The 23,682-nt window shown below is 64.0% G+C and carries 20 protein-coding genes, 3 tRNA genes and 3 pseudogenes; 8 read left to right on the top strand and 18 right to left on the bottom strand.

Translation table 11 applies throughout. The annotated features are described in order from the left end of the window. Window positions 1-92: 92 nt before the first annotated feature. The 3 genes from ACRHIG_RS11965 to ACRHIG_RS11955 all read right to left on the bottom strand — a co-directional run bounded on the left by ACRHIG_RS11965 (window position 93) and on the right by ACRHIG_RS11955 (window position 3,531). Complete coding sequence (locus tag ACRHIG_RS11965; protein ID WP_489630276.1) at window positions 93-1,673, bottom strand: GMC family oxidoreductase; 1,581 nt, start codon at window positions 1,671-1,673, stop codon at window positions 93-95. Between the two features lie 73 nt (window positions 1,674-1,746). Beyond that, window positions 1,747-2,406, bottom strand: a complete 660-nt coding sequence (locus ACRHIG_RS11960; protein ID WP_489630275.1) for a sugar dehydrogenase complex small subunit — start codon at window positions 2,404-2,406, stop codon at window positions 1,747-1,749. A gap of 120 nt (window positions 2,407-2,526) precedes the next feature. Next, a complete protein-coding gene (locus tag ACRHIG_RS11955) occupies window positions 2,527-3,531 on the bottom strand; it encodes an SAM-dependent methyltransferase (RefSeq protein ID WP_489630274.1) in 1,005 nt (334 codons plus the stop codon). Window positions 3,532-3,679: 148 nt separating this feature from the next. On the opposite strand from ACRHIG_RS11955, the pseudogene ACRHIG_RS11950 reads away from it, so the two are divergent. The 3 genes and pseudogenes from ACRHIG_RS11950 to ACRHIG_RS11940 form a co-directional block, all read left to right on the top strand. Further along, window positions 3,680-4,132 (top strand): annotated as a pseudogene (locus tag ACRHIG_RS11950) (GNAT family N-acetyltransferase); the annotation flags it as partial. A 19-nt stretch (window positions 4,133-4,151) separates the two neighbouring features. Continuing rightward, window positions 4,152-4,604 (top strand): annotated as a pseudogene (locus tag ACRHIG_RS11945) (aspartyl/asparaginyl beta-hydroxylase domain-containing protein); the annotation flags it as partial. A 280-nt stretch (window positions 4,605-4,884) separates the two neighbouring features. Then, on the top strand, window positions 4,885-5,928 hold the full coding sequence (locus ACRHIG_RS11940) for a sulfotransferase (protein WP_489630273.1): 1,044 nt from the start codon (window positions 4,885-4,887) through the stop codon (window positions 5,926-5,928). Between the two features lie 90 nt (window positions 5,929-6,018). Here ACRHIG_RS11940 and ACRHIG_RS11935 read toward each other — a convergent pair whose 3' ends face one another. The 3 genes from ACRHIG_RS11935 to ACRHIG_RS11925 all read right to left on the bottom strand — a co-directional run bounded on the left by ACRHIG_RS11935 (window position 6,019) and on the right by ACRHIG_RS11925 (window position 7,383). Next, window positions 6,019-6,639, bottom strand: coding sequence for a choice-of-anchor C family protein (locus tag ACRHIG_RS11935; RefSeq protein WP_475415443.1), 621 nt, complete (start codon window positions 6,637-6,639; stop codon window positions 6,019-6,021). A 268-nt stretch (window positions 6,640-6,907) separates the two neighbouring features. Then, a tRNA-Asn gene (locus ACRHIG_RS11930) sits at window positions 6,908-6,983 on the bottom strand. Between the two features lie 73 nt (window positions 6,984-7,056). After that, window positions 7,057-7,383 (bottom strand): Dabb family protein, encoded by a 327-nt coding sequence (locus tag ACRHIG_RS11925; RefSeq protein ID WP_475415444.1) that lies wholly within the window; start codon window positions 7,381-7,383, stop codon window positions 7,057-7,059. Window positions 7,384-7,562: 179 nt separating this feature from the next. Here ACRHIG_RS11925 and ACRHIG_RS11920 point away from each other — a divergent pair, with 179 nt between their 5' ends. Next, window positions 7,563-8,525: an alpha/beta fold hydrolase gene (locus ACRHIG_RS11920; protein WP_489630272.1), complete on the top strand. Its 963-nt coding sequence runs from the start codon at window positions 7,563-7,565 to the stop codon at window positions 8,523-8,525. A 12-nt stretch (window positions 8,526-8,537) separates the two neighbouring features. Here ACRHIG_RS11920 and ACRHIG_RS11915 read toward each other — a convergent pair whose 3' ends face one another. The 4 genes from ACRHIG_RS11915 to ACRHIG_RS11900 form a co-directional block, all read right to left on the bottom strand. Beyond that, on the bottom strand, window positions 8,538-9,284 hold the full coding sequence (locus ACRHIG_RS11915) for an alpha/beta hydrolase (protein ID WP_489630271.1): 747 nt from the start codon (window positions 9,282-9,284) through the stop codon (window positions 8,538-8,540). 185 nt (window positions 9,285-9,469) lie between these two features. Beyond that, window positions 9,470-9,545 (bottom strand) — tRNA-Asn (locus ACRHIG_RS11910). Window positions 9,546-9,680: 135 nt separating this feature from the next. After that, a tRNA-Asn gene (locus tag ACRHIG_RS11905) sits at window positions 9,681-9,756 on the bottom strand. 131 nt (window positions 9,757-9,887) lie between these two features. Beyond that, window positions 9,888-11,102 (bottom strand): amino acid aminotransferase, encoded by a 1,215-nt coding sequence (locus ACRHIG_RS11900; protein WP_172404865.1) that lies wholly within the window; start codon window positions 11,100-11,102, stop codon window positions 9,888-9,890. A gap of 120 nt (window positions 11,103-11,222) precedes the next feature. Between ACRHIG_RS11900 and uvrB the strand changes: the two genes are divergently transcribed. Next, window positions 11,223-13,301, top strand: coding sequence for an excinuclease ABC subunit UvrB (uvrB, locus tag ACRHIG_RS11895; protein ID WP_489630797.1), 2,079 nt, complete (start codon window positions 11,223-11,225; stop codon window positions 13,299-13,301). A 35-nt stretch (window positions 13,302-13,336) separates the two neighbouring features. Here uvrB and ACRHIG_RS11890 read toward each other — a convergent pair whose 3' ends face one another. Continuing rightward, a complete protein-coding gene (locus ACRHIG_RS11890) occupies window positions 13,337-13,834 on the bottom strand; it encodes a DUF3224 domain-containing protein (protein ID WP_230491974.1) in 498 nt (165 codons plus the stop codon). Window positions 13,835-13,890: 56 nt separating this feature from the next. Between ACRHIG_RS11890 and ACRHIG_RS11885 the strand changes: the two genes are divergently transcribed. Further along, window positions 13,891-14,733, top strand: a complete 843-nt coding sequence (locus ACRHIG_RS11885) for a DUF6597 domain-containing transcriptional factor (RefSeq protein ID WP_489630270.1) — start codon at window positions 13,891-13,893, stop codon at window positions 14,731-14,733. Here the strand turns inward: ACRHIG_RS11885 and denD are convergent. From denD to ACRHIG_RS11855, 6 genes are read right to left on the bottom strand one after another with little or no spacing between them, the layout of a single operon-like run. Further along, complete coding sequence (gene denD, locus ACRHIG_RS11880) at window positions 14,730-15,707, bottom strand: D-erythronate dehydrogenase (RefSeq protein ID WP_489630269.1); 978 nt, start codon at window positions 15,705-15,707, stop codon at window positions 14,730-14,732. The two genes, ACRHIG_RS11885 and denD, sit on opposite strands and share 4 nt — an antisense overlap. Window positions 15,708-15,709: 2 nt before the next feature. Then, window positions 15,710-16,501 (bottom strand): 2-oxo-tetronate isomerase, encoded by a 792-nt coding sequence (gene otnI / locus ACRHIG_RS11875; RefSeq protein WP_489630268.1) that lies wholly within the window; start codon window positions 16,499-16,501, stop codon window positions 15,710-15,712. A 17-nt stretch (window positions 16,502-16,518) separates the two neighbouring features. Continuing rightward, window positions 16,519-17,163, bottom strand: coding sequence for a 3-oxo-tetronate 4-phosphate decarboxylase (otnC, locus tag ACRHIG_RS11870; protein ID WP_070221939.1), 645 nt, complete (start codon window positions 17,161-17,163; stop codon window positions 16,519-16,521). After that, window positions 17,160-18,461 carry a 3-oxo-tetronate kinase gene (otnK, locus tag ACRHIG_RS11865; RefSeq protein ID WP_489630796.1) on the bottom strand — a complete coding sequence of 434 codons (1,302 nt, stop codon included), beginning with the start codon at window positions 18,459-18,461 and terminating at the stop codon, window positions 17,160-17,162. The genes otnC and otnK overlap by 4 nt, the downstream gene beginning before the upstream one ends. A gap of 21 nt (window positions 18,462-18,482) precedes the next feature. Beyond that, complete coding sequence (ltnD, locus tag ACRHIG_RS11860; protein WP_489630267.1) at window positions 18,483-19,382, bottom strand: L-threonate dehydrogenase; 900 nt, start codon at window positions 19,380-19,382, stop codon at window positions 18,483-18,485. Between the two features lie 14 nt (window positions 19,383-19,396). After that, window positions 19,397-20,725 (bottom strand): MFS transporter, encoded by a 1,329-nt coding sequence (locus ACRHIG_RS11855; RefSeq protein ID WP_475415452.1) that lies wholly within the window; start codon window positions 20,723-20,725, stop codon window positions 19,397-19,399. 190 nt (window positions 20,726-20,915) lie between these two features. Between ACRHIG_RS11855 and ACRHIG_RS11850 the strand changes: the two genes are divergently transcribed. Further along, window positions 20,916-21,728, top strand: coding sequence for a FadR/GntR family transcriptional regulator (locus ACRHIG_RS11850; RefSeq protein WP_475415453.1), 813 nt, complete (start codon window positions 20,916-20,918; stop codon window positions 21,726-21,728). 8 nt (window positions 21,729-21,736) lie between these two features. Here the strand turns inward: ACRHIG_RS11850 and ACRHIG_RS11845 are convergent, their stop codons facing one another. After that, window positions 21,737-22,363 (bottom strand): flavin reductase family protein, encoded by a 627-nt coding sequence (locus tag ACRHIG_RS11845; RefSeq protein WP_475415454.1) that lies wholly within the window; start codon window positions 22,361-22,363, stop codon window positions 21,737-21,739. Window positions 22,364-22,556: 193 nt separating this feature from the next. Here ACRHIG_RS11845 and ACRHIG_RS11840 point away from each other — a divergent pair. Continuing rightward, a pseudogene (locus ACRHIG_RS11840) lies at window positions 22,557-23,617 on the top strand (AI-2E family transporter). Window positions 23,618-23,682: the final 65 nt, after the last annotated feature.

The raw sequence follows: 23,682 nt of genomic DNA, 5'->3' as shown, positions 1-23,682 counted from the left end.
CGGCGTCAGGGTGACGGGCGGCGCCGGCGGCACGGCGTGTGCGGCCAGCGGCAAGCCGGCCGCCAACGTCAGACCCAGCAAGAAACGGCGCATCATGCCGCCTCCCTTGCCAGGGTGCGGGCGATGTCGTCGGCCGCGCGCAAGCCGAGCGCTGCCATGCTGAGGGTGGTGTTGACGACACTGGCCGACGGCATGGCGCCGCCGCCCGGCAGCCACAAATTGGCGTGGTCGTGCGCGCGGCAATTGCCGTCGACCACGGAGTCAAGACGGTTACTGCCCATGATGACGCCGCCCATGATGTGGTTGTTCGCGTTCAGGCTCTCGGTGATATGGAATTCCACGGCGCCGAACAGCTTGCCGATGTGTTCGAGCTGCGCATGCGCGGCCTTCGCGCCATCGCGCACGTAATCGCCCACGTCATAGTAGATGTCGGGACAGGCCAGGCCCAGCGGGTCCTTGCGCGTCTTGCTCAAGGTCAAGCGGTTGTGCGCTTCGGGCAAGGGTTCCAGGCTGATCGACAGGTCCACGCCGAACGCGGCGCGGCGGCGGATCTCGTCGTCGAGGTCCTTGCCCACCAGGCCCAGCTTCAGCGATTGCTGCGTAGCAGGTCCGACCCGGGTGATATTGTTCAAGATCATCTTATTGGCCGAATACTGCGCGCGGAAGGCGCCGTCGCGCGGGCCCACCAGGCAGCTGCTTTGCGCGGGGCCACGGCCCGTCCAGATCGGCTCATTGGCCAGGAAGGTACAGTGGAAGCCGGAGTGGTCCATCATGTTGCGGCCGACTTGATCCGAACTGTTGGCGATGCCGTTCGGGTTGTTCCGGTTGGCCGCCAGGAGCAGCAAGCGGGGCGTTTCGATGCCGTTGCAGGCGATGACGAAGGCCTTGCCCGTCGCCATGTGCGACTGTTTCTTGGCGTCATACCAGTGCACGGCCGTCACGCGGTTGTTCTGGTCCGTGTCGATGCGGTAGACGACGGCCTCGGCCAGTACGCCCGCGCCTTTCAGCTCGGCCCGCTCCACGTGGTGGATGCCGTTGTACATGGCGCCGATGGGGCAGATCGGCTGGCAATTATTGTTGCCGCAGCAGGTGGGACGGCCCTGCCACGGGCGCGTCGAGCGCCCTTGCGGGATCGGCACGGAGCGGTAGCCGTGCGGGTTGACCACTTCGGCGAAGCGCTTGTCGCCATAGCCCCAGGGCACCATGTCCATCGGGTACGGCGCGCTGCGCTCGCTGGGCGACTGCAAGGCGGGATCGTTGGGGCCGGCCACGCCCATTTCCTGCTCGGCGCGGCAATAGTAGGGTTCCAGTTCCTCGTAGGAAATAGCCCAGTCGCGCCCGACGCCGTAATCGCTTTTCATGCGCATGTCGGACGGCAAATGGCGCCAGCACGACGCAGCCCAGTGCCAGGTCGTGCCGCCCACCGTGCGCAGATAGCCTTGCTGGAAACTGCTGCCGCTGGGGCCGGACAATTCCACATAGTTATTCTTCGGGAAATACAGGGGCGCGGGCGCATTGTCCGCCTGCGGATACAGGCCCTGGAAGTCGGAGCCGACGCGGTTCTCGAACGGCATGTTGCGCCAGTTTTCCACGGCTTGCCCCCGCTCGATGCGCAGGCCCGCTTCCAGCATGATCACGGAATGGCCTTGCGCGGCCAGCTGGTCGGCCATCATGGCACCGACGACACCCGTGCCGACGATGACGACATCGGCGACGACGTCGCCATTACTCTTGAATTGGGGGATTTCATTTTGCTTGCTTGCCTTTCGGTTCGGGAGTGCCGGTGGTGGCCGGGGCCGGTACGGGTTTGGGCGCCACGGGCGCGGAGACGCGCACGGCCGGCGGCGCCTTCAGCCACCAGAGAGGGCCGTAATTGCAATAGGTCGGCACGACCTGGCCATCGGCCACCGTGCGGTACATCAAGGCTTCCGCATACGCGACGACGATGGACTTCGTGCCCTGCTCAGCATGGCCGGCGACGGTGCCCGTGTACCAGGCGGCGACGATGGCCAGCGCCAGCTCGCGCAAAGCCGCATCGGCGGCGCTGGCGGCCGCCAGCAGCGCCTTGGCTTCCTGGCCCGTGACGAGCAGCGCGCCCAGCTGCGGCAAGCGCTCGGCGAAACCGGGCACGTTCGTGCGCATGGCTTGCTCGATGCGCGCCGCCGTCGCGGCGGACAGGTCGCGGTGGCCCGTGATGGTTTGCGACAAGCTGTAGAACAGCATGGTGGCGGGCGCCAGCCCGGTCGCCGGAGCGCTGGCCGGCGCCTGCATGGCGGCCGACAGGGGATTGCTCCAGAAACCGGCCTGCGCCAGCAAGGCGGCCAGGCCGATCAGGGCGTGGCGGCGGCTGATGCGGGGAAGGGATGAAACGGATGTTGCAGATGGTTCGCTGCCTGGATAGTTCATGAGACTCCCGCAAGACTTGTTGTTTTGTTGACTTCGATGATTGCGTTACATTGCATTTGCGCACATGGAACCGGTTCCATATTATCCTACAGAAGTAAATTGTCTGCCAATGTAGTATTACTACTGAGGATTTTCCTTGTGCAATGCTGGCGTTTCGCGCAGGCAAAATGTCAGTCCCGGCTGGCTCCCCAGCCGGTAATGGAAATCGAGCACGCTGCCGCCGGCCAGGGCCGGCTTGCCCGGCAAAGGCAGCGGGAGGTTCAGGCTGCAATCATGGTCGCCCAGGACGATGTCGCCATGCACGCGGATGCGCGTCAGCAAGCGCGGTGCCTGCTCCAGCACCTCGGGCAGGCGGATGCTGGCGGCCGGCAAGCTGTCGCCCAGTTCCCCCTGCCAGGCGCGCAAGGCGTCACCATCGAGGGCAAATATGCGGCCCCAGTCCGTGCACGGCGCATCCGGCGCGCACCGGTCCAGGCCCAGGTGCACGGTGACGGCTGCCGGCAGCAGCGCCGCCGCGGGCGCCTGCGCGTGCAGATTGCGCAGAATGGCCACCTGCGGCTCCTTGCCCAGCGCCGTATTCATGGTTTCGCTGACGATCACGTCCGGCATTGCGCCGGCAGGAATGCGCCAGGCGGCCGCGTCGGCGCAAAGGTAGTCCGTCACATGGCCGTCCAGACCCAGGGCCGCAATCAGCTCGCGCGCATACGCCAGGGTCTCGGCATGCACGTCGAGGATGGCAAACCGCACCAAGTCCGCATCCAGCACGGCCATCACGGGCAGGGCCAGCAAGGCAAACGGGCCGCAGCCCGCATACAGCACGCGCACGGGCCGTCCGCCGCTCGCGTCCAGGCGCTCGCGCACGGCCAGCGCCAGGCCCTGGATGAAGGCGGCGCTGCGGTACGGCTCGCGCGCGCACAGCCCCGCCTGCACGGGCGAGATGGCCCAGCCGCTGGGCAGGAAACTTTCGCCATCGCGCAAGCCGTCCGGCCCGTCCATGGACAGGCGCGAGTGGCGTTCCACCAGCTGGCGCAGCCGCACCGTGTCGCCGACCAGGCTGGCCAGCGAGCGCCGCGGATCGCACAGGGCGGCCGCGATGGCGGCCAGTTCCGCGCGCGCGGGATTCACGCGCGACGCCACGGGCAAGGCAGGAGACGGACAAAATGCATGGCGGCTTCCTTGAAATGATTGCAAGTACGGGGAAAAATTGGCAGCATAGCAAACAAATACACGCCTGCGCATTTTCCGCCATCCGCAACGATCTACCGGAGCACCGATGCACGCCTTGCCGCTTTCCCCGCCCTACCAGTTGCGCGTCCAGCGCGATGACGACGATGGCTTTGCCGCCGCCCTGTACAGTTCCACGCGCGACGACTTGCGCCGTATGCCGGCCGAGCCCGCCGTCATCGAACAGCTGATCGCCATGCAGCAGCGCATGCAAAGCCACGGCTATCGCCAGGCGTATCCGCGCGCAGCGTATCTGGTGCTGCAGCACGGCGACACCCCCATCGGCCGCCTGATCCTGGACCGCCAGGGCGACGTGCTGCACCTGGTCGACATCGCCATCCTGCCCGCCGCGCAAGGCCAGGGCGCCGGCAGCGCCGTGCTGCGCGGCCTGCAGGCGCAAGCGGGCGCGGAGCACTGCCGGATCCACCTTGCCGTCAACAAGAGCAATACCGCTGCGCGCGCGCTGTACCAGCGGCTGGGCTTTCTCCTGCGGGGGAAAACGACGTCCAGGAACAACTGGAATGGAGCGCGCCATAGTGCCGGCGCCGACGCCGCCCAGCACCTGGCTGCAACTGCCGCTGCACTTCGACGTGGCGCGCCTGCGGCGCGACAGCGACCAGTTCGCCGCCGGCGAGTGGATCAGCCATTTCAATACGGGCGCCTACGACACCGGCTGGAGCTGCGTGCCGCTGCGCTCGCCCGGCGGGGCAACGGACCACATCATGCCCGTCGATGGTGCCGCCTATGCCGGCACGCCGCAACTGGCGCGCTGCCCCGGCCTGCGCGAGGTGCTCGCCAGCTTTGCCTGCGAGATCAACTCCGCGCGCCTGCTGGCGCTGGCGCCGGGCGCCCTCATCCGCGCGCACCGCGACGCCGGCACGTCGCTGGCCGATGGCTTGATCCGCATCCACATCCCCATCCACACCTCACCGCAAGTGCTGTTCACCATCGATGGCGAGACCGTGCATTTTACTGCCGGACACGCCTGGTACATGGATGCCAGCTGCCTGCACGCCGTGCACAACCAGGAAGCGCGCCGCGCATCCACCTCGTGCTCGACTGCGTCACCAATGCCTGGCTGGAAGCGCTGTTTGCCGCCGCCGGCTTCGTGCCGAAGGCGATCCATAAATATGGCGACCCCGGCATCCACGACGGCAATGTGCGGGCCATCATCGCCCAGCTGCGATTGTCGCCCTCGCCTGCCAGCCTGGCGCTGGCCAGGGAATTGGCCGCGCTGGCCGACGGGAGCGCACCGTGAACGCTGTGGCGGGCCTGGCCCAGCAGGAACGCCTGCTGGCCAGGGGCGAGGCGGTGGCATGGCACGAGGGCATGGACTTGCGCGGCTGGTATCCGCTGTACGTGGAACGCGGCGATGCGCCGGCGGATGCCGCCATATGCTGGCGCGACTTGGGGGAAACGGTCTTCAGCGACGCTTTTTTTGTCAATACGCTGGCGCGCCAGCCGCCTGAGGAGCGCCGCGTCTGCCGCACGCCGCTGGCGGCGCTGGCGGCGCTTCGCGATGGCCTGGCGCCCGATGCCTTCATCTTCCACGTCTCGCGCTGCGGCTCAACCTTGCTGAGCCAGCTGCTGGCGTGCTTGCCGCAATGCATAGTCATGTCCGAGCCGCCCGTCGTCGACTCGCTGCTGCGCCTGTATCACGACGGTGCGGACCCGGCCGCCAGCCTTGCCCTGCTGCGCCAGGCCATCCTGGCCCTGGGCCAGCGCCGCTCCGGCGACGAGACGCATTTCTTCATCAAGTTCGATTGCTGGCACATCCACAGCCTGGACCTGCTGCGGCAGGCGTTTCCCGGCACGCCCTGCCTGTTCGTCTACCGCGAACCGCTGGCCGTGCTGGCCTCGCACCAGCGCCAGCGCGGCCCGCAAATGGTGCCCGGCATGCTGCGCCCGGCCCAGCTGCCGCTGCCCGCGCACCAGCTGGCGCCGGGCGATCTCGATGGCTATACGGGCCTGGTGCTGGCCAGCCTGTTCGATGCCGCGCTGCCGTACGCCGCCGCGGGCCAACTGCAGCTCATTAACTACAGTCAATTGCCTGGCATCGTATTGGACGAGCTACTCCCCGCTTCCGCATCGCCACCACCGCAGGACAGCTGCAAGCGATGCGCGAACGCGGCGGCGTGCATGCGAAATATGGCACGGTATTCCAGGGTGACGCACCGCCGCATGCGGCAAGCAGCCTGTCTGGCATGGCGGAGCAGATACAAACCGGCTATCAGGCGCTGGAAGCGCTGCGCACAGGAAATTGAAGCTATACCAGCGTGCCATCAGCGCGCGCCGTGAAAAACAAAAAGCCCGGCGGAAGGACCGGGCTTTTTGTGTGGCGGCTGTTGCGCAGCACTGAGCGGCAGTGGCTCAGCCTAGAAAAACTCCTTAACCGCGTTGCGTGCGCCGGCGGCGTGCCATCAAACCCATCAGCCCCAGGCCGGCAGCCAGCATGGCATAGGTCGATGGTTCCGGCACGGCCGTGACCGATACGTTATCGAGTGCCGCACCCCACACACTGTTTTTGTTATTGCCTTGGAAATACAGGGTGCTGTTGGCAGCAGTAGCAATAAAGCTGAAGCCTTCGGTAACCCATCCCATGTTCGCAGGCGACCGCCCCGTACTGTCAAACGTGAAGCTGTGCACGCCGGTGACGCCCACATCCACCAGCTTGAGACTGCCGCCACCTTCGGCATTGCCGGCAAGGCTGAAACTGACGTTGTACTGCTGCCCGACCACGGTGCCGAAGGACTGGGAAATACGTCCGCCAGAACTGCCATTCAAATCCAGGCTGTAGTTTCCCTCCGCATGCTTCCAGTATTGATTGACGATATCGACGCTGCCACTGTCCACGTTCCAGGCACCCAGACGCGCACCGCTGTTTATCTGAGTGAAGGGGCCGCTAAACGTGCTCGATTCGAAGCCGCCATTGCTCAACAAGTTAGCGTGCGCCATAGGCGCAACCAGAATCAGTGCAGCCACACCGGCCAATGCAGTCAACTTACGCATAATCCAATATCCCTTTTATTTTATTCAAGAAATTTATTTTTCTCGAAGACATCAGCTTAAGACCTAAAAATTAAAAAATCAATAATATTCTTAAGTTAATAACAAATAATTAGCCAAGATCAGGCTGCCCTCTCATCGGGGATCTGGCGAGCAGGAAATTGAAACTGATGGGGATGACCACAAAATGATGTGCCATGCACAACCGAGCAGACCCTGAAACGCAAAAAGCCCAACCGGTGAAGGCTGGGCTTTTTGCTACTACATGTTCTGGCTCCCCGACCTGGACTCGAACCAGGGACCTGCGGATTAACAGTCCGTCGCTCTACCAACTGAGCTATCAGGGAAAAGAGGCCGCATTCTATAGCGCAAATTTTCAGTTGTCCAGATTTACGCGAAAAAATTTATGCGCGGCGCCTCTCAGCCCGGATTTTCCTGCGGATGATAGTCGAACACGAGTACGCGGCCCAGCCATGGCTTAAGCAGCTCGACAAAAGCCTGGTGCGCGGCATGGGTCAGATACGCATCGCGCGCGCCCGTATCGGCAAAACTCAAGCTGAAGCAATCGGTAAAGCCGTCATCGAGGCCTTCCGGGCTGACGTTCGGCCCCCATTCGAATTGCAGCACGCCGGGAATGCGGTTTTTAAGCTGGGAAAATTCATAGACCAGCTCGGCATGCTTGGCCGGTGTGATGTCCTCAAGAAAATCACACAGGACGATATGGCGCAGGGGAATGGAACAGGTCATGGTGGCAACTCTCCTATGGGGTTGCATTCAGGATAGCGCAAAACGGGAAAAGACACAGGCCGCGGCCCGCCATGGCGCCACTGCGGACGCGCTGCAGATATTTTTCATTTGCAACATTTTATTCGGATAATATCCTACATGGACACCCCATACCTGCAAGCAACCATCCATACCAGCCCATGACAAAAAACAGCATACTGGCCGTGTTATTCATCGCCTTGATCCCATTTTATGCATGTAAAGCACAACCCGTTCCGCTTGCCATCGACGCGCTGCTGACTCCCGATATTGGCGGGATAAAGCAGTTTGTGGAAATCAAAACAGATGACTCCAACAAGCCTGCTCTTCTCTTTTTATCGGGCGGGCCGGGAAGTTCGATGATGAAGAATGCGGATGCGTTTACCGCCATCCTGAAAAAGAGATTTACGATTGTGCAATGGGACCAGCGCGATGCGGGAAAAACCCTGAAACTGAATCCATCGCCAAGCCAGCCTTCCGTCGCGCAGATGGAACAGGACACGTACCAGGTCATCACGTTTCTACAAAAAGAGCTCAAGCAGGAAAAAATATACTTGCTGGGCAGTTCCTGGGGCAACGTCCTGGGCTTTTATATCGTCAAGCATCATCCGGAACTGCTGCATGCCTATTTCGCGTCCAATCCTGTCGTGAGCCAACTGGAAAGCGAGAAAGAATTACTGAAAACCTTGAAAGTGCATTTCAAGGACAATGCCGTCGCCAGCCAGGAACTGGACAGCGTCAGTTTCCCGTTTGCAAGTGACGAAAGCATGTTTTATTTAAGGAAATGGCTTTTTTACAAGGATGGCAAGGAATTTGCCACGAGCGAAGGCTTCAAGACGGGTTTTCTTCAATGGTCGAAAACCTGGTCGCCCGTCTGGAACGAGGTCATGAACATCGATCTGCCCAGGACCTTGAAGAGCGTTGACTGCCCCGTGTATTTCTTCGTCGGCAAAAACGATATCCAGACCTCGACCAGGATCACGCAAGCGTATTTTGAGACATTGAAGGCGCCAAAGAAGGGGCTGTTTTTCTTTGACCATTCCGGGCATCAAATTCACCAGGATGAACCGGTGCAATTTCAGGAAGCCATCATCAAGACATTGGATGCGGCGCCGAAGTCCTGATACGACGCCCCGTCACGGGACGCCAATCCCGGAAGCGGACAGGCTGGCCTGACCGCCGGCAATGCTGGCGGCGGCCTTGCGGATCAGCGTCGCCACCGCATGGGCTTGCGAAATGTAAATGGCATGGCTGCCGGCGACTTCGACCGCCTTCGAGCCCGCGCGTTCGGACATCTCGCGTTGCATCGCCGGCGCAATCATCTTGTCCTCGGTCGCGACCAGGTACCAGCTGGGCTTGCTCCTCCACGCTGGAGCGCTGACCACGCCGGTCAGCGCGGCCACTCCCCAGGGCACTTGCGATGCCGCCATGAAGCGGGCCTTGTCCCTGGGCACATCGGCAGCGAAGGCGGTCGCAAACTTTTTCTGGTCGAGCAACAGGAAGCCATCGTGCGAGGGCAAGATCGGCGGCACCGGCGTGCCAGGCGGGGCATTCTTCAGCAAGGAATCGACAGACTCGCCTTGATCCGGCACAAACGCCGCGATGTAGACCAATGCCTTGACCTTGGGATCGTTCCCCGCTTGCGTGACCACGGCGCCGCCATACGAATGACCGACAAGGACCACGGGCCCCGGCGACGCGGCGATGACCCGCACGGTCGCGGCCACATCGTCCGCCAGCGATAGCGTTGGGTTTTGCACAATAGCAACGTAGCAACCCTCGCCACGCAGCGCCCGGTAAACGCCTTCCCAACCCGACCCATCGACAAAACCGCCATGCACGAGCACGATCGTTGCCGACCCAACACTTGTGACCTCATCCATTTCAGCCCCTCCAGGAAGTTGAAGGCGATGACAGGCCTGCCGGCGCCTTGTCGCCTCCAGCATAGCGCCGGGCGCCTGGCGGCCTATGCGCTGGATCAAGAGTGATGACACGGATGCCTCATGCAGGCCCTGAAACGCAAAAAGCCCAACCGTAATGGCTGGGCTTTTCGATACTGCTGATGTTCTGGCTCCCCGACCTGGACTCGAACCAGGGACCTGCGGATTAACAGTCCGTCGCTCTACCAACTGAGCTATCAGGGAAAAGAGGCCGTATTATATAGGGCAAGCAAGCACATGTCCAGATTCCCATGGGAAATTCTTATGCCGGCCATGACGCCTGCGCCAGCGGCGCAAAAACAAAAAAGGCCACGTTTTTCAACGTGGCCTTCCGAATTCTGGCTCCCCGACCTGGACTCGAACCAGGGACCTGCGGATTAACAGTCCGTCGCTCTACCAACTGAGCTATCAGGGAAAAGAGGCAATATTATATGTCGCTTGTTCCATATTTGCAAGACTGATACTGCATCCTGGCAAACACGGCCATCGCCGACCTTCTACTGCCATCAGCGCCGCACTTGCATGCAGCGCCGAAGAAGCAAGATCTTAAAGCACTTTGGCGATCGCGTCAATAACGATGTCGATGTTGCGCGAATTCAATGCTGCCACGCAGATACGGCCCGTGTCGACGGCGTAGATCGATTGCTCGCGCAGCGATGCCACCTGCTCCTTGGTGAGACCGGAGTACGAGAACATGCCGATTTGCTGGCGCACGAATTCGAAGTCGTGGCCCGGCGCCTTGGCTTTCAGCTTTTCCACGAAGGCATTGCGCATTTCGCGGATGCGCACGCGCATGCCGGCCAGTTCCTCTTCCCACAGCTGGCGCAGTTCCGGCGTGGCCAGGACGGTGGCGACCACCTTGCCGCCATGCGTAGGCGGGTTCGAGTAGTTGGTGCGCACGACGCGCTTCAGCTGCGACAGCAGGCGTGCCGCCTCATCGGCGCTCGAGGCGACGACGCTCAGGGCGCCCACGCGCTCGCCGTACAGCGAGAACGATTTCGAGAACGAGTTCGACACCAGCAGCGGGCCGCCCGCGTCGGCAAAGCGGCGCACCACGGCGCCGTCTTCGGCGATGCCGTTGGCGAAACCTTGATAGGCCATGTCCAGGAACGGCACCAGGCCGCGCGACGTGACGACGGCAATGATCTGGTCCCACTGGGCCACGCTCAGGTCGGCGCCGGTCGGGTTATGGCAGCAGGCGTGCAGCACGACGATGGAGCCGGCTGGCATGGCGTTCAGGCTGGCCAGCATGCCGTCGAAGTTCACGCCATGGGTGGCGGCATCGTAGTAGGTGTAGTTATTCACGACGAAACCGGCGTTCTCGAACAGCGCGCGGTGGTTTTCCCAGCTTGGGTCGCTGATGTAGACCTGGGCACCCGGCGCGAAGCGCTGCAGGAAGTCGGCACCGATCTTCAGTGCGCCCGTGCCGCCGATGGCTTGCACGGTGACGGCGCGGCGCTCTTGAATTACGGCGCTGTCGGCGCCAAATACGAGTTCTTGCACCGCCTTGTCGTAGGCAGCCAGGCCTTCGATCGGCAGGTAGGTGCGTGGGGCGGCCTGTTCGATCAGGATGGCTTCCGCCTTGCGTACGCAAGCTAACAGAGGCACCTTGCCGTTGTCGTCATAATAGACGCCAACGCCCAGATTGATTTTGGCGGGATTCTGGTCCGCGTTAAATGCTTCGGTGATGCCCAGGATCGGGTCGCGTGGGGCCATCTCGATGGCGCTAAACAGACTGGCAGAAACAGTTGGGTTCGTCATGATAAGATTGGATTCGATTGGAAGCAGGTTCACAGCGGAGTTGTAGACAGCGCCCCAAAATACAACGCCAGGGCCGCCAGCAGAGCACTATTCTAACAAAGGTCTGATTCACATGCCCGAATTATCTACCGCCAGCGAGGCGGAAAGCGCAATTATCTCTTTCCCGGACTCCCCTTCAAGCTGCACCAGCCCTTCCCTCCGGCCGGCGATCAGCCCACGGCAATCGCCCAGCTGTCCGAGGGGATTGCCGACGGCCTGGCCTTCCAGACCCTGCTGGGCGTGACCGGTTCGGGCAAGACCTACACCATGGCCAACGTCATCGCGCGCATGGGCCGGCCCGCCATCGTCTTCGCGCCCAACAAGACCCTGGCGGCGCAGCTGTACAGCGAGTTCCGCGACTTCTTCCCGCAGAACGCCGTCGAATACTTCGTCAGCTACTACGATTACTACCAGCCCGAAGCCTACGTGCCGCAGCGCGACCTGTTCATCGAAAAGGATTCGTCGATCAACGAGCATATCGAACAGATGCGCCTGTCGTGCACCAAGTCGCTGATGGAGCGGCGCGACGTCATCATCGTCGCCACCGTCTCGGCCATCTACGGTATCGGCAACCCGAACGAATACCACCAGATGATATTGACCCTGCGCGTCAAGGACAGGGTCGCCCAGCGCGACGTCATCGCGCGCCTGATCCAGATGCAGTACACGCGCAACGAGGTCGATTTCGGCCGCGGCACCTTCCGCGTGCGCGGCGACACCATCGACATCTTCCCCGCCGAGCATGCGGAGCTGGCCGTGCGCCTGGAAATGTTCGACGACGAGATCGAATCGATCCAGCTGTTCGACCCGCTGACGGGCCGCGTGCGGCAAAAGATCCCCCGCTTCACCGTGTACCCGGGCTCGCACTACGTCACGCCCCGCTCCACCGTGCTGCGCGCCGTCGAGACCATCAAGGACGAGCTGCGCGAGCGCCTCGAGTTCTTCCGCAAGGAGAATAAGCTGATCGAAGAGCAGCGGCTGGAACAGCGCACGCGCTTCGACCTGGAAATGATGGCGGAGATCGGTTTCACCAAGGGCATCGAGAACTACTCGCGCCATCTGAGCGGCGCGCTGCCGGGCGAACCGCCGCCGACCCTGGTCGATTATCTGCCGCCCGACGCATTGATGTTCCTCGACGAGTCGCACGTGCTGACGGGCCAGCTGAGCGCCATGTACAACGGCGACCGCTCGCGCAAGACGAATTTGGTCGACTACGGCTTCCGCCTGCCGTCGGCGCTCGACAACCGGCCCTTGAAATTCGAGGAATTCGAACAGAAGATGCGCCAGACCGTGTTCGTCTCCGCCACCCCGGCCGAATACGAAAAGACCCATTCGGACCAGGTGGTCGAACAGGTCGTGCGCCCGACCGGCCTGGTCGACCCGCAGATCATCGTGCGCCCCGCCAGCAGCCAGGTGGACGACCTGATGTCGGAAATCGTCGAGCGCATCAAGAAGGACGAGCGCGTGCTGGTGACCACGCTCACCAAGCGCATGTCCGAGCAATTGACGGAATACCTGGGCGACCATGGCATCAAGGTGCGCTACCTGCACAGCGATATCGAAACGGTGGAGCGCGTGGAAATCCTGCGCGACCTGCGCCTGGGCACCTTCGACGTGCTGGTGGGGATCAACCTGCTGCGCGAGGGCCTGGACTTGCCGGAAGTGTCGCTGGTCGCCATCCTCGACGCGGACAAGGAAGGCTTCTTGCGTTCCGAGCGCAGCCTGATCCAGACCATCGGCCGCGCCGCGCGTAACCTGAACGGCACGGCGATCCTGTACGGCGACCGCATCACGGACTCCATGCGCCGCGCCATCGACGAGACGGAACGGCGCCGCGCCAAGCAGATCGCTTTCAATACGGCCAACAACATCATCCCGATCGGCGTAAAGAAATCGATCCGCGAAATGATCGACGGCGTCTACAGCCCGCAGGAAGCGCGCGAGACCCTGCAGGTGGCGCAGGAAGCGGCGAAGTTCGAAGCGATGAGCGAAAAGCAGGTCAGCAAGGAAATCAAGCGCCTGGAAAAACTGATGGTCGACCACGCCAAGAACCTGGAGTTCGAAAAGGCGGCGCAGGTGCGCGACCAGCTGCACATCCTCAAGCAGCAGCTGTTCGGCGCGCCCGGCACCGACAATGTGGCGTCGATACTGGGCAAATAAACGGCTGGCCGGACCCGGGCCGGGCCTTGGCCCGCCTACGGCGCCGGCAGCGAATAATCGATGTCGTAGAAATGCTGGCCATTCTCAATGCGGATGGCCAAGGTGCCGCTGATGCCCGTCAGCTGTCCCGTGCCGGAATGGGGCACGATCACGATGGACAGCTGCTGCTGGCCATCGGCCATGGTGCCCGCATGCTGCGCGACGAAACTGCCCTCTTTTCCCTGCAGGACGCCCGTGATGGCTTCCATGGCCACATAACCGGCCGCGCCCTTGGTGTCAGTGACGGCGCTGAGCATCTCGCCCTTGGCCGTGGCGACCAGATCGCCGGCATAGACTTTGTCGAGCAGTACCTTGCCCAAGGTCGTGCGCCCCGCGCGCTGCGGCGCGGCGGACGGCGTCATGGTGATGCTAAAACTTCCCGTGGCGTGCACATGCATGCGATGATCCCCCTCTGTAGACGAAGCGGCGCCGGCTGGCGCCACCGATAGACAACATGCGGCCAGCACCAGGCCCGCCAGACTGCGTGATTTCATGACGCCCTTTCCATCGATGCGAGAGTACCAGCTTAAGGCCGCGCAGGAGACAAATATTGGATAAAGCCGACAGCAAGGTCAATCTGCTCAAGGTACCTGGGCAGGCGCCGAAAGGCATCGTCGACCCGCAGGCGGCGGCGCGCCGCATACGCCTGGCGACCTACCCGCCGGCGGCCGCGCTGGCGCCGTTCGTCGAGTATTTCTGGGTGGTGGAATGGGACAGGCGGGGCTGCGCGCCGGAGACGCAGCGCGTGCTGCCGTATCCGAACGCCCACCTGCTGTTCGACCTTGGGAGCACCGCCATCCATGGCGTGGTGCGCGGCGCCTTCGACCGGCCTTTGCTTGGCGCCGGCAAGGTATTGGGCGTGCGTTTCGCGCCGGGCGGCCTGCGCCCGTTCATCACCCAGCCGCTGTCCACCTTCACCGGCACGACCATCGCCGCCGATGGACTGCTGGGCATGCCGGCCGCGCAAGCCGAGGCGCTGGTGCTGGCGCAAACCGGCGATGCTGCCATGGTGGCGCAGGCGCAGGCACTGCTGCTGGCCAGGCTGCCGCAGGTCGATGAGACCGCCCTGCTGGCCGCCAGACTGACTGCCGCAGTGGCGGCCCACCACGGCCCGGCGAACGTGGCGCAGCTGTGCGCAAAAATGGCCATTGGCGAACGCCGGCTGCAGCGCCTGTTCAGCGATTACGTGGGTGTGCCGCCTAAATGGGTGATCCAGCGCTACCGCCTGCAGGAAGCGATCTGGCGCCTGGCGCAGACCGATGCGCCCGACCTGGCCAGCCTGGCGCAGGAACTGGGCTTCTTCGACCAGGCCCATTTCAGCCGCAGTTTTACGGAACTGGTGGGCAGCACGCCGCTCGACTATCGCCGCTCGCAGCTGCCCATGCCCGCCTAAGCGGCCGCCTTCGCGTCGTCCATGTAGGCGCGGATGATGCTGGCGAAATCGGCATCGGCCGTCAAGCCCAGCGCTTCGGCCCGTGCCGTATCCCAGGCCCCGGGCCAGCTCTTGACGATGCGCTCGACGGCCGGATCGGGCGCATAGCCGATGCGGGCAACGACGTCCGCGCCGGCCACTTCTTCCAGCGCGGCGATCATCTCGCCCACGCTCACGCTCAAGCCCGGCAAGTTCACCGTGCGGCTGGCGCCAAACATCTCGCCCGCCAGTTCGTGGCCGGCGATCAGCGAGGCGATGGCGCCGCGCGGCGACAGCAGCCACAATCGCAAATCGGTGGCCACGGGGCAGACGGCCGCCTCGCCATTCAACGGTTCGCGGATGATGCCGCTGGCGAAGGACGACGCCGCCTTGTTCGGCTTACCGGGACGCACGCTGATGGTGGGCAGGCGCAGCACGCGGCCATCGACAAAGCCGCGGCGGCTGTAGTCATTGAGCAGCAATTCGCCGATGGCCTTTTGCGCGCCGTACGACGATTGCGGGTTCAGCGCGGTGGTGTCCTGCACCACGTCCGGCAGCTTGCCGCCGTAGACGGCCACGGAGCTGGTAAACACGACCTTCGGCTTGTGCCCCAGTTCGCGGCAGATATCGAGCAGCAAACGCGAGGCATCGAGATTGATGCGCATGCCCAGCTCGAAATCGGCTTCCGCCTGGCCGCTGACGATGGCGGCCAGGTGGAAGATCGACGCGGTCCGCGCATCGATGGTGGCGCGCATCAAGGCACCATCGGCAATGTCGCCCGTGACGACCTTGACGCGCGCATCGTTGAAGTCATGCGCAGCCACCACGTCGACCAATACCAGCTCGCTGATCGTCTGCAACTGGCCGTGGCTGTCCGTCAGCCGGCCTTGCGCCAGCAACTGGCGCGCCAGGCGCTGTCCCAGGAAACCGGCGCCGCCGGTAATCAGTACTTTCATCTTCATGCTCCTTGTGTGTTGTTGTGTGCGGCGAGCCAGCCCAGGCCATCCTCGGTGCGCCCGCGCGGACGGTATTCGCAGCCGATCCAGCCCTCGTAGCCCAGGTCATCGAGCAGTCTGAATAAATACGGATAATTGACTTCTCCATCGTCCGGTTCGTTGCGGGCGGGGACGCTGGCGATCTGCACGTGGCCGATGCCGTCGAAGTTATTCTTGAACGTCATGGCGATATCGCCCTCGACGATCTGCGTGTGATAAAAATCCATCTGCACCTTGACGTTGGGCGCGCCCGACTCCAGGCGCAGCGCATGGCCCTGCGCCTGCGTGACGAGGAAGTAGCCGGGCATGTCGCGCCCGTTGATCGGTTCGATCAGGAGCTCGATGCCATGCTCGCCCACGGCTTTCGCCGCGTACCGCAGGTTGGCCAGGTAGGTGGCGCGGTGCAGATTGACGTCGGCACCCACGGGCAGCAGCCCCGCCATCATGTGCACGCGCGGGGTGCCCAGCGCCAGCGCATACTCGATGGCGCGCGCCACGCCAGCACGGAATTCCGCTTCGCGGCCCGGCAGCGAGGCGATGCCCCGCTCGCCGGCCGCCCAGTCGCCCGGCGGCAGGTTGAACAGCACGTTCTGCAGCTTGTTTTCGCGCAGCCAGCCGGCCACTTCCTGCGGCGCGTGATCGTAGGGGAACAAAAATTCGACACCCGTGAAACCCGCTTGCGCGGCGGCGGCAAAGCGCTGCGGGAAAGGCACTTCATTGAACATCATGGTCAGATTGGCGGCAAAACGGGGCATGCGTGTCTCCTTGAATTCTATAGTTCGAGTTTGAATGTCTGCTTCAGGTCCGCGATCTGCGCCGCGTCGAGCGGACGCGTGGGCACGTCGCGCAGCAGCAGGAACAGCTTGGCCGTCTCTTCCAGTTCCTCGGCCGCATACACGGCCGCTTCCAGGCTCGTGCCCGACACGACGGGACCGTGGTTGGCCAGCAGCACGGCCGAGTGCTTGCGCGCCATGGCGCCGATCGCGCCCGCCAGCGCCGGGTCGCCCGGACGGTGATACGGCACCAGGGGCAAGCGCCCCACCTTCATCACAAAATATGGCGTGAGCGGCGGGATGCAGTCGTCATGGTTCAAGCCGCACATGCATGACACGGCGGCCGAATGGGTCGAATGCAGATGCACGATGGCGCCCGCGCTGCTCCGCTCTGCGTACATGGCGCGGTGCAGGAACGCCTCCTTGGACGGCGGCGCCCCGCTGATCAGCTTGCCGTCCCAATCGAGCTTGGACAGCTGCGCGGGATCGAGCCGGCCCAGGCTGGCGTTCGTCGGCGTCAGCAGCCAGCCGTCGGACAGGCGCACGCTCAGGTTGCCGCTGCTGCCGGCCGTCAAGCCCCGTTCGAACAGCGACTTGCCGAAGTCGACGATCAGCTCGCGCTGGCGCGATTCGGTGGCGCTCATGGCAGCACCTGCCAGGCCTTGCTGAAGAAATCCACGGTGCCGAAATTGCCGGACTTGAGCGCCAGCGCCAAAGGCGCCCTGCCTTCGTCACCCGGCGCGGCCAAGGCTTGCGTCCACGGCACGCCGGGGTCGATTTCGGGGCCGATGCGCAAGCCCGCCACGCCCAGCGCTTTCACCACGGCGCCCGAGGTTTCGCCGCCGGCGACGATCAGCTGGCCCACGCCGAGGCGCACCAGGCCCTGCGCGATGGCGGCCAGGGTTTCCTCGACGAGGGCGCCGGCACGCTCCACGCCCAGCTGCGCCTGCACGGCGCGCACGGCGTCCGGCGTGGCCGTGGCATAGATCAAAATGGGGCCTTGCGCCAGGTGCTGATTCGCCCAGGCCAGCGCCTGCGCCACGACGGCATCGACCACCTCGCCGCCCGCGGCCAGCTGCAAAGGGTCGACGTGGAAGGACGGCGCCAGTTCGCGCAGGTGCGCCACCTGCTGCTGCGTGGCCACGGAGCAGCTGCCCGAGATCACGGCGCGCAATCCGGACGCCGGCGGCAAGCGCCCTGCCTGGCCCGCAGGCGATGGCGACAACTGGCCCCGCTGGCGGAAGTTCTGCGGCAGGCCCAGCGCGATGCCGGAACCGCCCGTGATCAGTTTCAAGTCCGCGCAAGCGGCGCCGATGGCTTCCAGGTCGCGGTTCGAGACGGCATCGACGACGGCGAAATGGCAGCCCTGGCCGCGCAAGTCCGTGAAGCGCTGGGCGATGGCGGCCGCGCCCTTCTCCACCACACTGTAATCGGCCAGGCCCACCTTGGCCTGCACCTGCTGCTGCAGCACGCGCACCAGGTTCGAGTCCGTCATCGGCGTCAGGGGATGGTCGCGCATGCCCGACTCGGCCAGCGGCACGTCGCCGACGAACAGGTTGCCCTTGTAGATGGTGCGGCCATTCGCGGGAAACGCCGGGCAGGCGATCGTGAAGTCCGTGTCCAGCGCCCGCATCAGCGCTTCGGCCACGGGGCCGATATTGCCGCGCGGCGTGGAGTCGAACGTGGAGCAGTACTTGAAGTAGAACTGGCGGCATCCGGCTTGCTGCAGCCAGGCCAGCGCGGCCAGCGATTCGGCCACCGCCTCTTCCGGCGCATTCGTGCGCGACTTGAGGGCGATGACGACGGCGTCGACATCGGCCGGCGGCGGACCTTGCGGCACGCCGATCAGCTGCACCGTGCGCATGCCGGCCTTGACCAGCATGCCGGCCAGGTCGGTGCCGCCCGTGAAATCGTCGGCGATACATCCCAGTAATACGGTCATCATGGTTCCTTTTTGATTCAGTTACGCTTGCGCCGGCAGATCGATACCGGGGAAAGTTTTAATCACGGCAACATCGTCCTCGCCGCCAAAGCCAGCGGCCGACGCCTGCATGAACATCTGGTGCGCCGTGGCCGACAGGGGCAGTGGAAAGACGCTCTTTTTCGCGTAATCGAGCACGATGCCGAGGTCTTTCACGAAAATGTTCACGCTTGATAACGGCGTGTAGTCGCCCTTCAAAATGTGCGGCACCCGGTTCTGGAACATCCAGGAACTGCCGGCGCTGTTTGAAATGACTTCGTACAAGGCATCGGCGTCGCAGCCGGCGCGCAAGCCCAGCGCCATCGCTTCGGCGGCGGCGGCGATGTGCACGCCGGCCAGCAGCTGGTTGATCATCTTGACTTTCGAGCCCTGCCCCGGCTGTTCGCCCAGGCGGTACAGCTTTGCACTGATGGCGTCGAAAATGCCGGCGCAGGCGTCGAACGCCTCGGGCGCACCGGCCGCCATCACGGACATCTCGCCGGCTTGCGCCTTGGCCGCGCCGCCGGAAATGGGCGCGTCGATGAAGCGCAGCCCCATGGCCGCCAGGCGCGCACCGAGCGCTTCGGCAAACTCGGGCGCCACGGTGGCGCAGGCGATGATGACGCTGCCCGGCGCCAGGGCGCTGGCCGCGCCATGCTCGCCAAACAGCACGGCTTCCGTCTGCTGCGCATTGACGACGACGATCAGCATGGCCTGCACCTGCGCCGCCAGCGCGGCCGGCGATTGCGCCGCATGGGCGCCCTTGTCGACCAGCGTTTGCACGGTTTCCGGGCGCACGTCGCAGGCATGTACTTCAAAGCCCGCGCGCAGCAACGATTGCGCGATGCCCATGCCCATGGCGCCCAGGCCGATCACGCCCACTTTTTTCATTTCCACGTTCATCTGCTACTCCAGTCTTATTTGTTCACCAGCTTGGCCGGCACCCGCATGATGATGAGCGCGCCGATCACCAGGATGCCGGCCAGCAGGTAGATGGCGATGTCGGTCGATTGCGTCAGATCCTTGATCGAACCGATCATGTACGGCGCCGCGAAGCCGGCCAGGTTGCCCACCGAATTGATGGCGGCGATGCCCGCGGCGGCCGAGACGCCGCCGAGGAAAGCCGTCGGCAGGCTCCAGAACATGGGCGAAGCGGCCAGGATGCCGCCGGCGGCGATCGTCAGGAAGAAGATGGCCCAGCCCGTGTTGTGAGCGCCGGCCAGCGCGCTGCAGACGATGGCGGCGGCGCCGACCACCAGCGGGATGGCCATGTGCCAGCGGCGTTCGCGGTATTTGTCCGAGCTGCGGCCCAGCAGGATCATCGACGCCACGGCCACCGAGTACGGAATCGCCGTGAACAGGCCGATATTGAGCACGCCCGTCACGCCGGCCGCCTTGATCAGGCTGGGCAGCCAGAAGGTCAGCGAATACTGGCCCATCACGCAGCAGAAATAAATCAGGGCCATGACCCAGATGCGCGGGTCGGCGAACATGGCGCGGATCGACGGGTGCGATACCTTGCCCTGGGCTTCCGTGGCGATACGCTGCTCGAGGATGACTTTTTCGTCTTCCGTCAGCCACTTCGCGGCGCGGATGCTGTTGTCCAGGTACAGCAGCACGGCCACGCCCATCAGCGCTGCGGGAATCGCTTCGAGCACGAACATCCACTGCCAGCCCGCATAGCCGTGCCAGCCGGCGAAGGTTTCCATGATCCAGCCCGACAGGGGGCCGCCGATCAGGCCCGCCACGGGAATGGCGGCCATGAAGGTGCACACCATGCGCGCGCGGCGCTCGGACGGATACCAGTAGGTCAAATAGAGAATGATGCCGGGGAAGAAGCCCGCCTCGGCGATGCCGAGCAGGAAGCGCATGACGTAGAACTGGGTCGGCGTGGTGACGAACATGAAGGCGCCCGAGATGATGGCCCAGGTGATCATGATGCGGGCGATCCACACGCGCGCGCCGATCTTGTGCAGCATCACGTTGCTGGGCACTTCGAACAGGAAGTAGCCGAGGAAGAACACGCCGGCGCCCAGGCCGTACACGGTTTCGGAAAACTGCAGGTCGGCCAGCATTTGCAGCTTGGCGAAGCCCACGTTCACACGGTCGAGGTAAGCGACGATGTAGCACAGCATGAGGAAAGGGATGATGCGCCAGGTCACCTTGCGGTAGACGGCGTCGTCGATGGTTTTCTGGCCTGCGGCGGCGCCGGCCGGCTGCCCGGGCAATGCTTGTGTTACGTCCATGCTTGTCTCCTGATCGCTGGGGGATCGACCGTGCCGGGTTTTTATGGTCCACCGGAGGTGGCTGGCAACTTGTCTAAAATTTGTATGGATGTATATTATGTGTGTGTTTTATGTGTGTCAAGCTGTATATTCCATATAATGGCAAGCAGGCAAGCCCGCATAAAAAACCGCCAGCACAAGGATGTCCCCGATGGACCGCACGTTCAGCTTTACCCTTCCCCCTCCGGAGCCCGCCGCGGGCAGCTTCACCACCGGCACCCTGGGTGCGCGGGTGGCGGCACGGCTGCGCCAGCAAATTCACCACGATGGCCTGGCCGGCGGCACGCGTCTGCCGTCGGAACAAGCCATGGCCAGCCACTTCGGCGTCAGCCGCACGGTGCTGCGCGAAGCCATCGCCCTGCTGCAGGCGGACGGCATCGTCGCCACGCGCAAGGGCAGCGGCACGTTCGTGTGCGCGCAGGACGGCGCGAAGACGGGCGAACGGGGCGACGAGCTGACGGAGCAGTCCGTGCAGTCGCTGCTGAACCTGATCGAGGTGCGCCAGGGACTGGAAGCGGAAATCGCCGCGCTGGCGGCCGTGCGGCGCACGCCGGGCCAGCTGGCCGACATCGAGCACGCGCTGCGCCGCATCGAGGAAGCCGTGGCGGCCGGCGTCGATGGCGTGGAAGAAGACGTGCGCCTGCACCTGAGCATCGCCGAAGCGACGGGCAACCCCTATTGGCCGAAATTCGTCGCCATGTTCGCCGACCCGATCCGCTCGGCCGTGAAGGTCACGCGCGCGAATGAAGCGCGGCGCACGGACTTTTCCATCGAAGTGCGGCGCGAACATGAAAAGATCGTGCAGGCGATCGCCGACGGCGACCCGCAGCGGGCGCGCCAGGCGGCCATGGAGCACATGCAGCACGCGGCCGAGCGCGTGCGCCTGGCCGACCGCGAATTCTGGCGCGGCGACGGCGGCGCGCTGGCGCGCACGCTGGGGCGCGATCCCATCATGCAGAAATAAGGTCTGCTTCAGGGATAGCTGGGCCGGCGCATGCGGAACAGGCTGTCTGGAGTGATTTCAAAGTAATCGGCCGGACCGCCGCCGCGCAATATCGGCGCGGCGGCCGCCGTGTCGTACACGCCATCGGTCAACAGATGGCGCGCGATGTGCACGCCCACCACTTCCCCCAGCACCAGCCAGCTGCCGACGCCATCCCCATTGAGTCCTTGCAGTTCGATGATCTGCGTGCGCCGGCATTCGAAGGAGACGGGGCTTTCGGCCACGCGCGGCACATCCACGATGCGCGAGGCGGCCGGCGTCAGGCCGGCCAGCGCGAATTCATCGACCTCGGGCGGCGCCGGCGCGCAGCTGGCGTTCATGGCCCCGGCCAGCGGACGCGTGGCCAGGTTCCAGACGAATTCGCCCGTCTGTTCGATATTGCGCAAGGTATCCTTGCGGCCGATGCTGGAAAAACCGATCAGCGGCGGCGTGTAATTGAAGGCGTTGAAAAAGCTGTACGGCGCCAGGTTCAGCACGCCCGCGCTGCCGCGCGTGGCGATCCAGCCGATCGGACGCGGCCCCACGATGGCATTAAAGGGATCGTGCGGCAGGCCATGGCCCTGCGCAGGCTCATAAAAATGGATGGGATCGGCCATGCGGATTCCTGAAGTGAAGGGCGCCGGGGATCGGGCACCGGGAACGACAGCTTACTGGAATTGCCGCCGCCGCGTTGCCAGCCCGCCGGCGCGCCAGGTGCGCTCGCGCACGCAGCGCGACAATTGTATGGCGCGCCGCACCACGCCTCGCTTATGATGGGCCAACTCAACCCTTATCATTCCGTTACCGCCCATGCCTACCCTCACGCTGCACCAGAAAGTGTTCCTGCTCCTCTTGAGCATCGTCACCATCGGCTTCGGCTGGATACTGGCGCCGTATGCGGGCGCCATCTTCTGGGGCGTCATCCTGGCGATCCTGTTCGCGCCCGTGTACCGCTGGCTGCTGGTCAAAACCCGTGGCCGCGCCGGCCTGGCGTCGCTGCTGACCTTGCTGCTGATCATCGTCATCGTGATCCTGCCGCTGTCGCTCATTTCCGTATCGCTCGTAAACCAGGCGGCCAGCGTCGTGGAAATGGTGCGTTCGGGCGAAATCACGGTCGCCATGTTCTTCAATAAAATCATGGCGGTGCTGCCGCAATGGCTGATCAATTTGCTCGACCGTTTCAACCTGACCAGCCTGGCCAGCCTGCAGGACAAGCTGGCCGAGGGCGCCACGCAGGTAAGCCAGGTGGTGGCCGTCAAAGCCATCAATGTGGGCCTGTACACCTTCGAATTCCTCACCAGCCTGTGCATCATGCTGTACCTGCTGTTTTTCCTCATGCGCGATGGCTCGGCCCTGTCGGTCCGCATCAAGGCCGCCGTGCCGCTGAGCCGCAAGTACAAGCAGCGCCTGTTCACCAATTTCACCACGGTGATCCGCGCCACGGTGAAGGGCAACATCCTCGTGGCGATCGCCCAGGGCGCCCTCGGCGGCCTGGCATTCTGGTTCCTGGACGTTCCCGCCCCCTGCTGTGGGCCGTGCTGATGGCCTTCCTGTCGCTGCTGCCGGCCGTCGGCGCCGCTCTCGTCTGGGCACCCGTGGCCGTCTACTTCCTGGCCACGGGCGCCATCTGGCAAGGCGCAGGCCTGGCCGCCTTCGGCGTCTTCGTCATCGGCCTGGTCGACAACGTGCTGCGCCCCATCCTGGTGGGCAAGGACACCAAGATGCCCGACTACGTGGTATTGCTGTCGACCGTGGGCGGCATGGCCCTGTTTGGCCTGAACGGCTTTGTCATCGGCCCCGTAGTGGCGGCCCTGTTCATCGCCTCGTGGGACCTGTTCGTCTCGGCCAGCGAATTCCAGGCCGAGGATTGATATCTGGCACGCGGGGGCGTCGGCGTCCCATCCTGCAGAAATAAACCCTCCAGAACCCGGCGCTG

It is taken from the genome of Janthinobacterium sp. C22, assembly GCF_057919405.1.
Note: the sequence above shows the minus strand (reverse complement) of the source record. Positions and strands in the feature narration are given on the sequence as shown.

What these genes read in the sequence shown, in the direction of transcription:
- ltnD (WP_489630267.1), bottom strand. Translation starts at nt 19,382, where the DNA reads ATGAACGTGGAAATGAAAAAAGTGGGCGTGATCGGCCTGGGCGCCATG.
- ACRHIG_RS11890 (WP_230491974.1), bottom strand. Translation starts at nt 13,834, where the DNA reads ATGAAATCACGCAGTCTGGCGGGCCTGGTGCTGGCCGCATGTTGTCTA.
- ACRHIG_RS11915 (WP_489630271.1), bottom strand. Translation starts at nt 9,284, where the DNA reads ATGGATGAGGTCACAAGTGTTGGGTCGGCAACGATCGTGCTCGTGCAT.
- ACRHIG_RS11900 (WP_172404865.1), bottom strand. Translation starts at nt 11,102, where the DNA reads ATGACGAACCCAACTGTTTCTGCCAGTCTGTTTAGCGCCATCGAGATG.
- ACRHIG_RS11925 (WP_475415444.1), bottom strand. Translation starts at nt 7,383, where the DNA reads ATGACCTGTTCCATTCCCCTGCGCCATATCGTCCTGTGTGATTTTCTT.
- ACRHIG_RS11960 (WP_489630275.1), bottom strand. Translation starts at nt 2,406, where the DNA reads ATGAACTATCCAGGCAGCGAACCATCTGCAACATCCGTTTCATCCCTT.
- ACRHIG_RS11845 (WP_475415454.1), bottom strand. Translation starts at nt 22,363, where the DNA reads ATGGCCGATCCCATCCATTTTTATGAGCCTGCGCAGGGCCATGGCCTG.
- denD (WP_489630269.1), bottom strand. Translation starts at nt 15,707, where the DNA reads ATGAAAGTACTGATTACCGGCGGCGCCGGTTTCCTGGGACAGCGCCTG.
- otnK (WP_489630796.1), bottom strand. Translation starts at nt 18,461, where the DNA reads ATGACCGTATTACTGGGATGTATCGCCGACGATTTCACGGGCGGCACC.
- ACRHIG_RS11965 (WP_489630276.1), bottom strand. Translation starts at nt 1,673, where the DNA reads ATGATGGCCGACCAGCTGGCCGCGCAAGGCCATTCCGTGATCATGCTG.
- ACRHIG_RS11850 (WP_475415453.1), top strand. Translation starts at nt 20,916, where the DNA reads ATGGACCGCACGTTCAGCTTTACCCTTCCCCCTCCGGAGCCCGCCGCG.
- ACRHIG_RS11920 (WP_489630272.1), top strand. Translation starts at nt 7,563, where the DNA reads ATGACAAAAAACAGCATACTGGCCGTGTTATTCATCGCCTTGATCCCA.
- otnI (WP_489630268.1), bottom strand. Translation starts at nt 16,501, where the DNA reads ATGCCCCGTTTTGCCGCCAATCTGACCATGATGTTCAATGAAGTGCCT.
- ACRHIG_RS11935 (WP_475415443.1), bottom strand. Translation starts at nt 6,639, where the DNA reads ATGCGTAAGTTGACTGCATTGGCCGGTGTGGCTGCACTGATTCTGGTT.
- otnC (WP_070221939.1), bottom strand. Translation starts at nt 17,163, where the DNA reads ATGAGCGCCACCGAATCGCGCCAGCGCGAGCTGATCGTCGACTTCGGC.
- ACRHIG_RS11855 (WP_475415452.1), bottom strand. Translation starts at nt 20,725, where the DNA reads ATGGACGTAACACAAGCATTGCCCGGGCAGCCGGCCGGCGCCGCCGCA.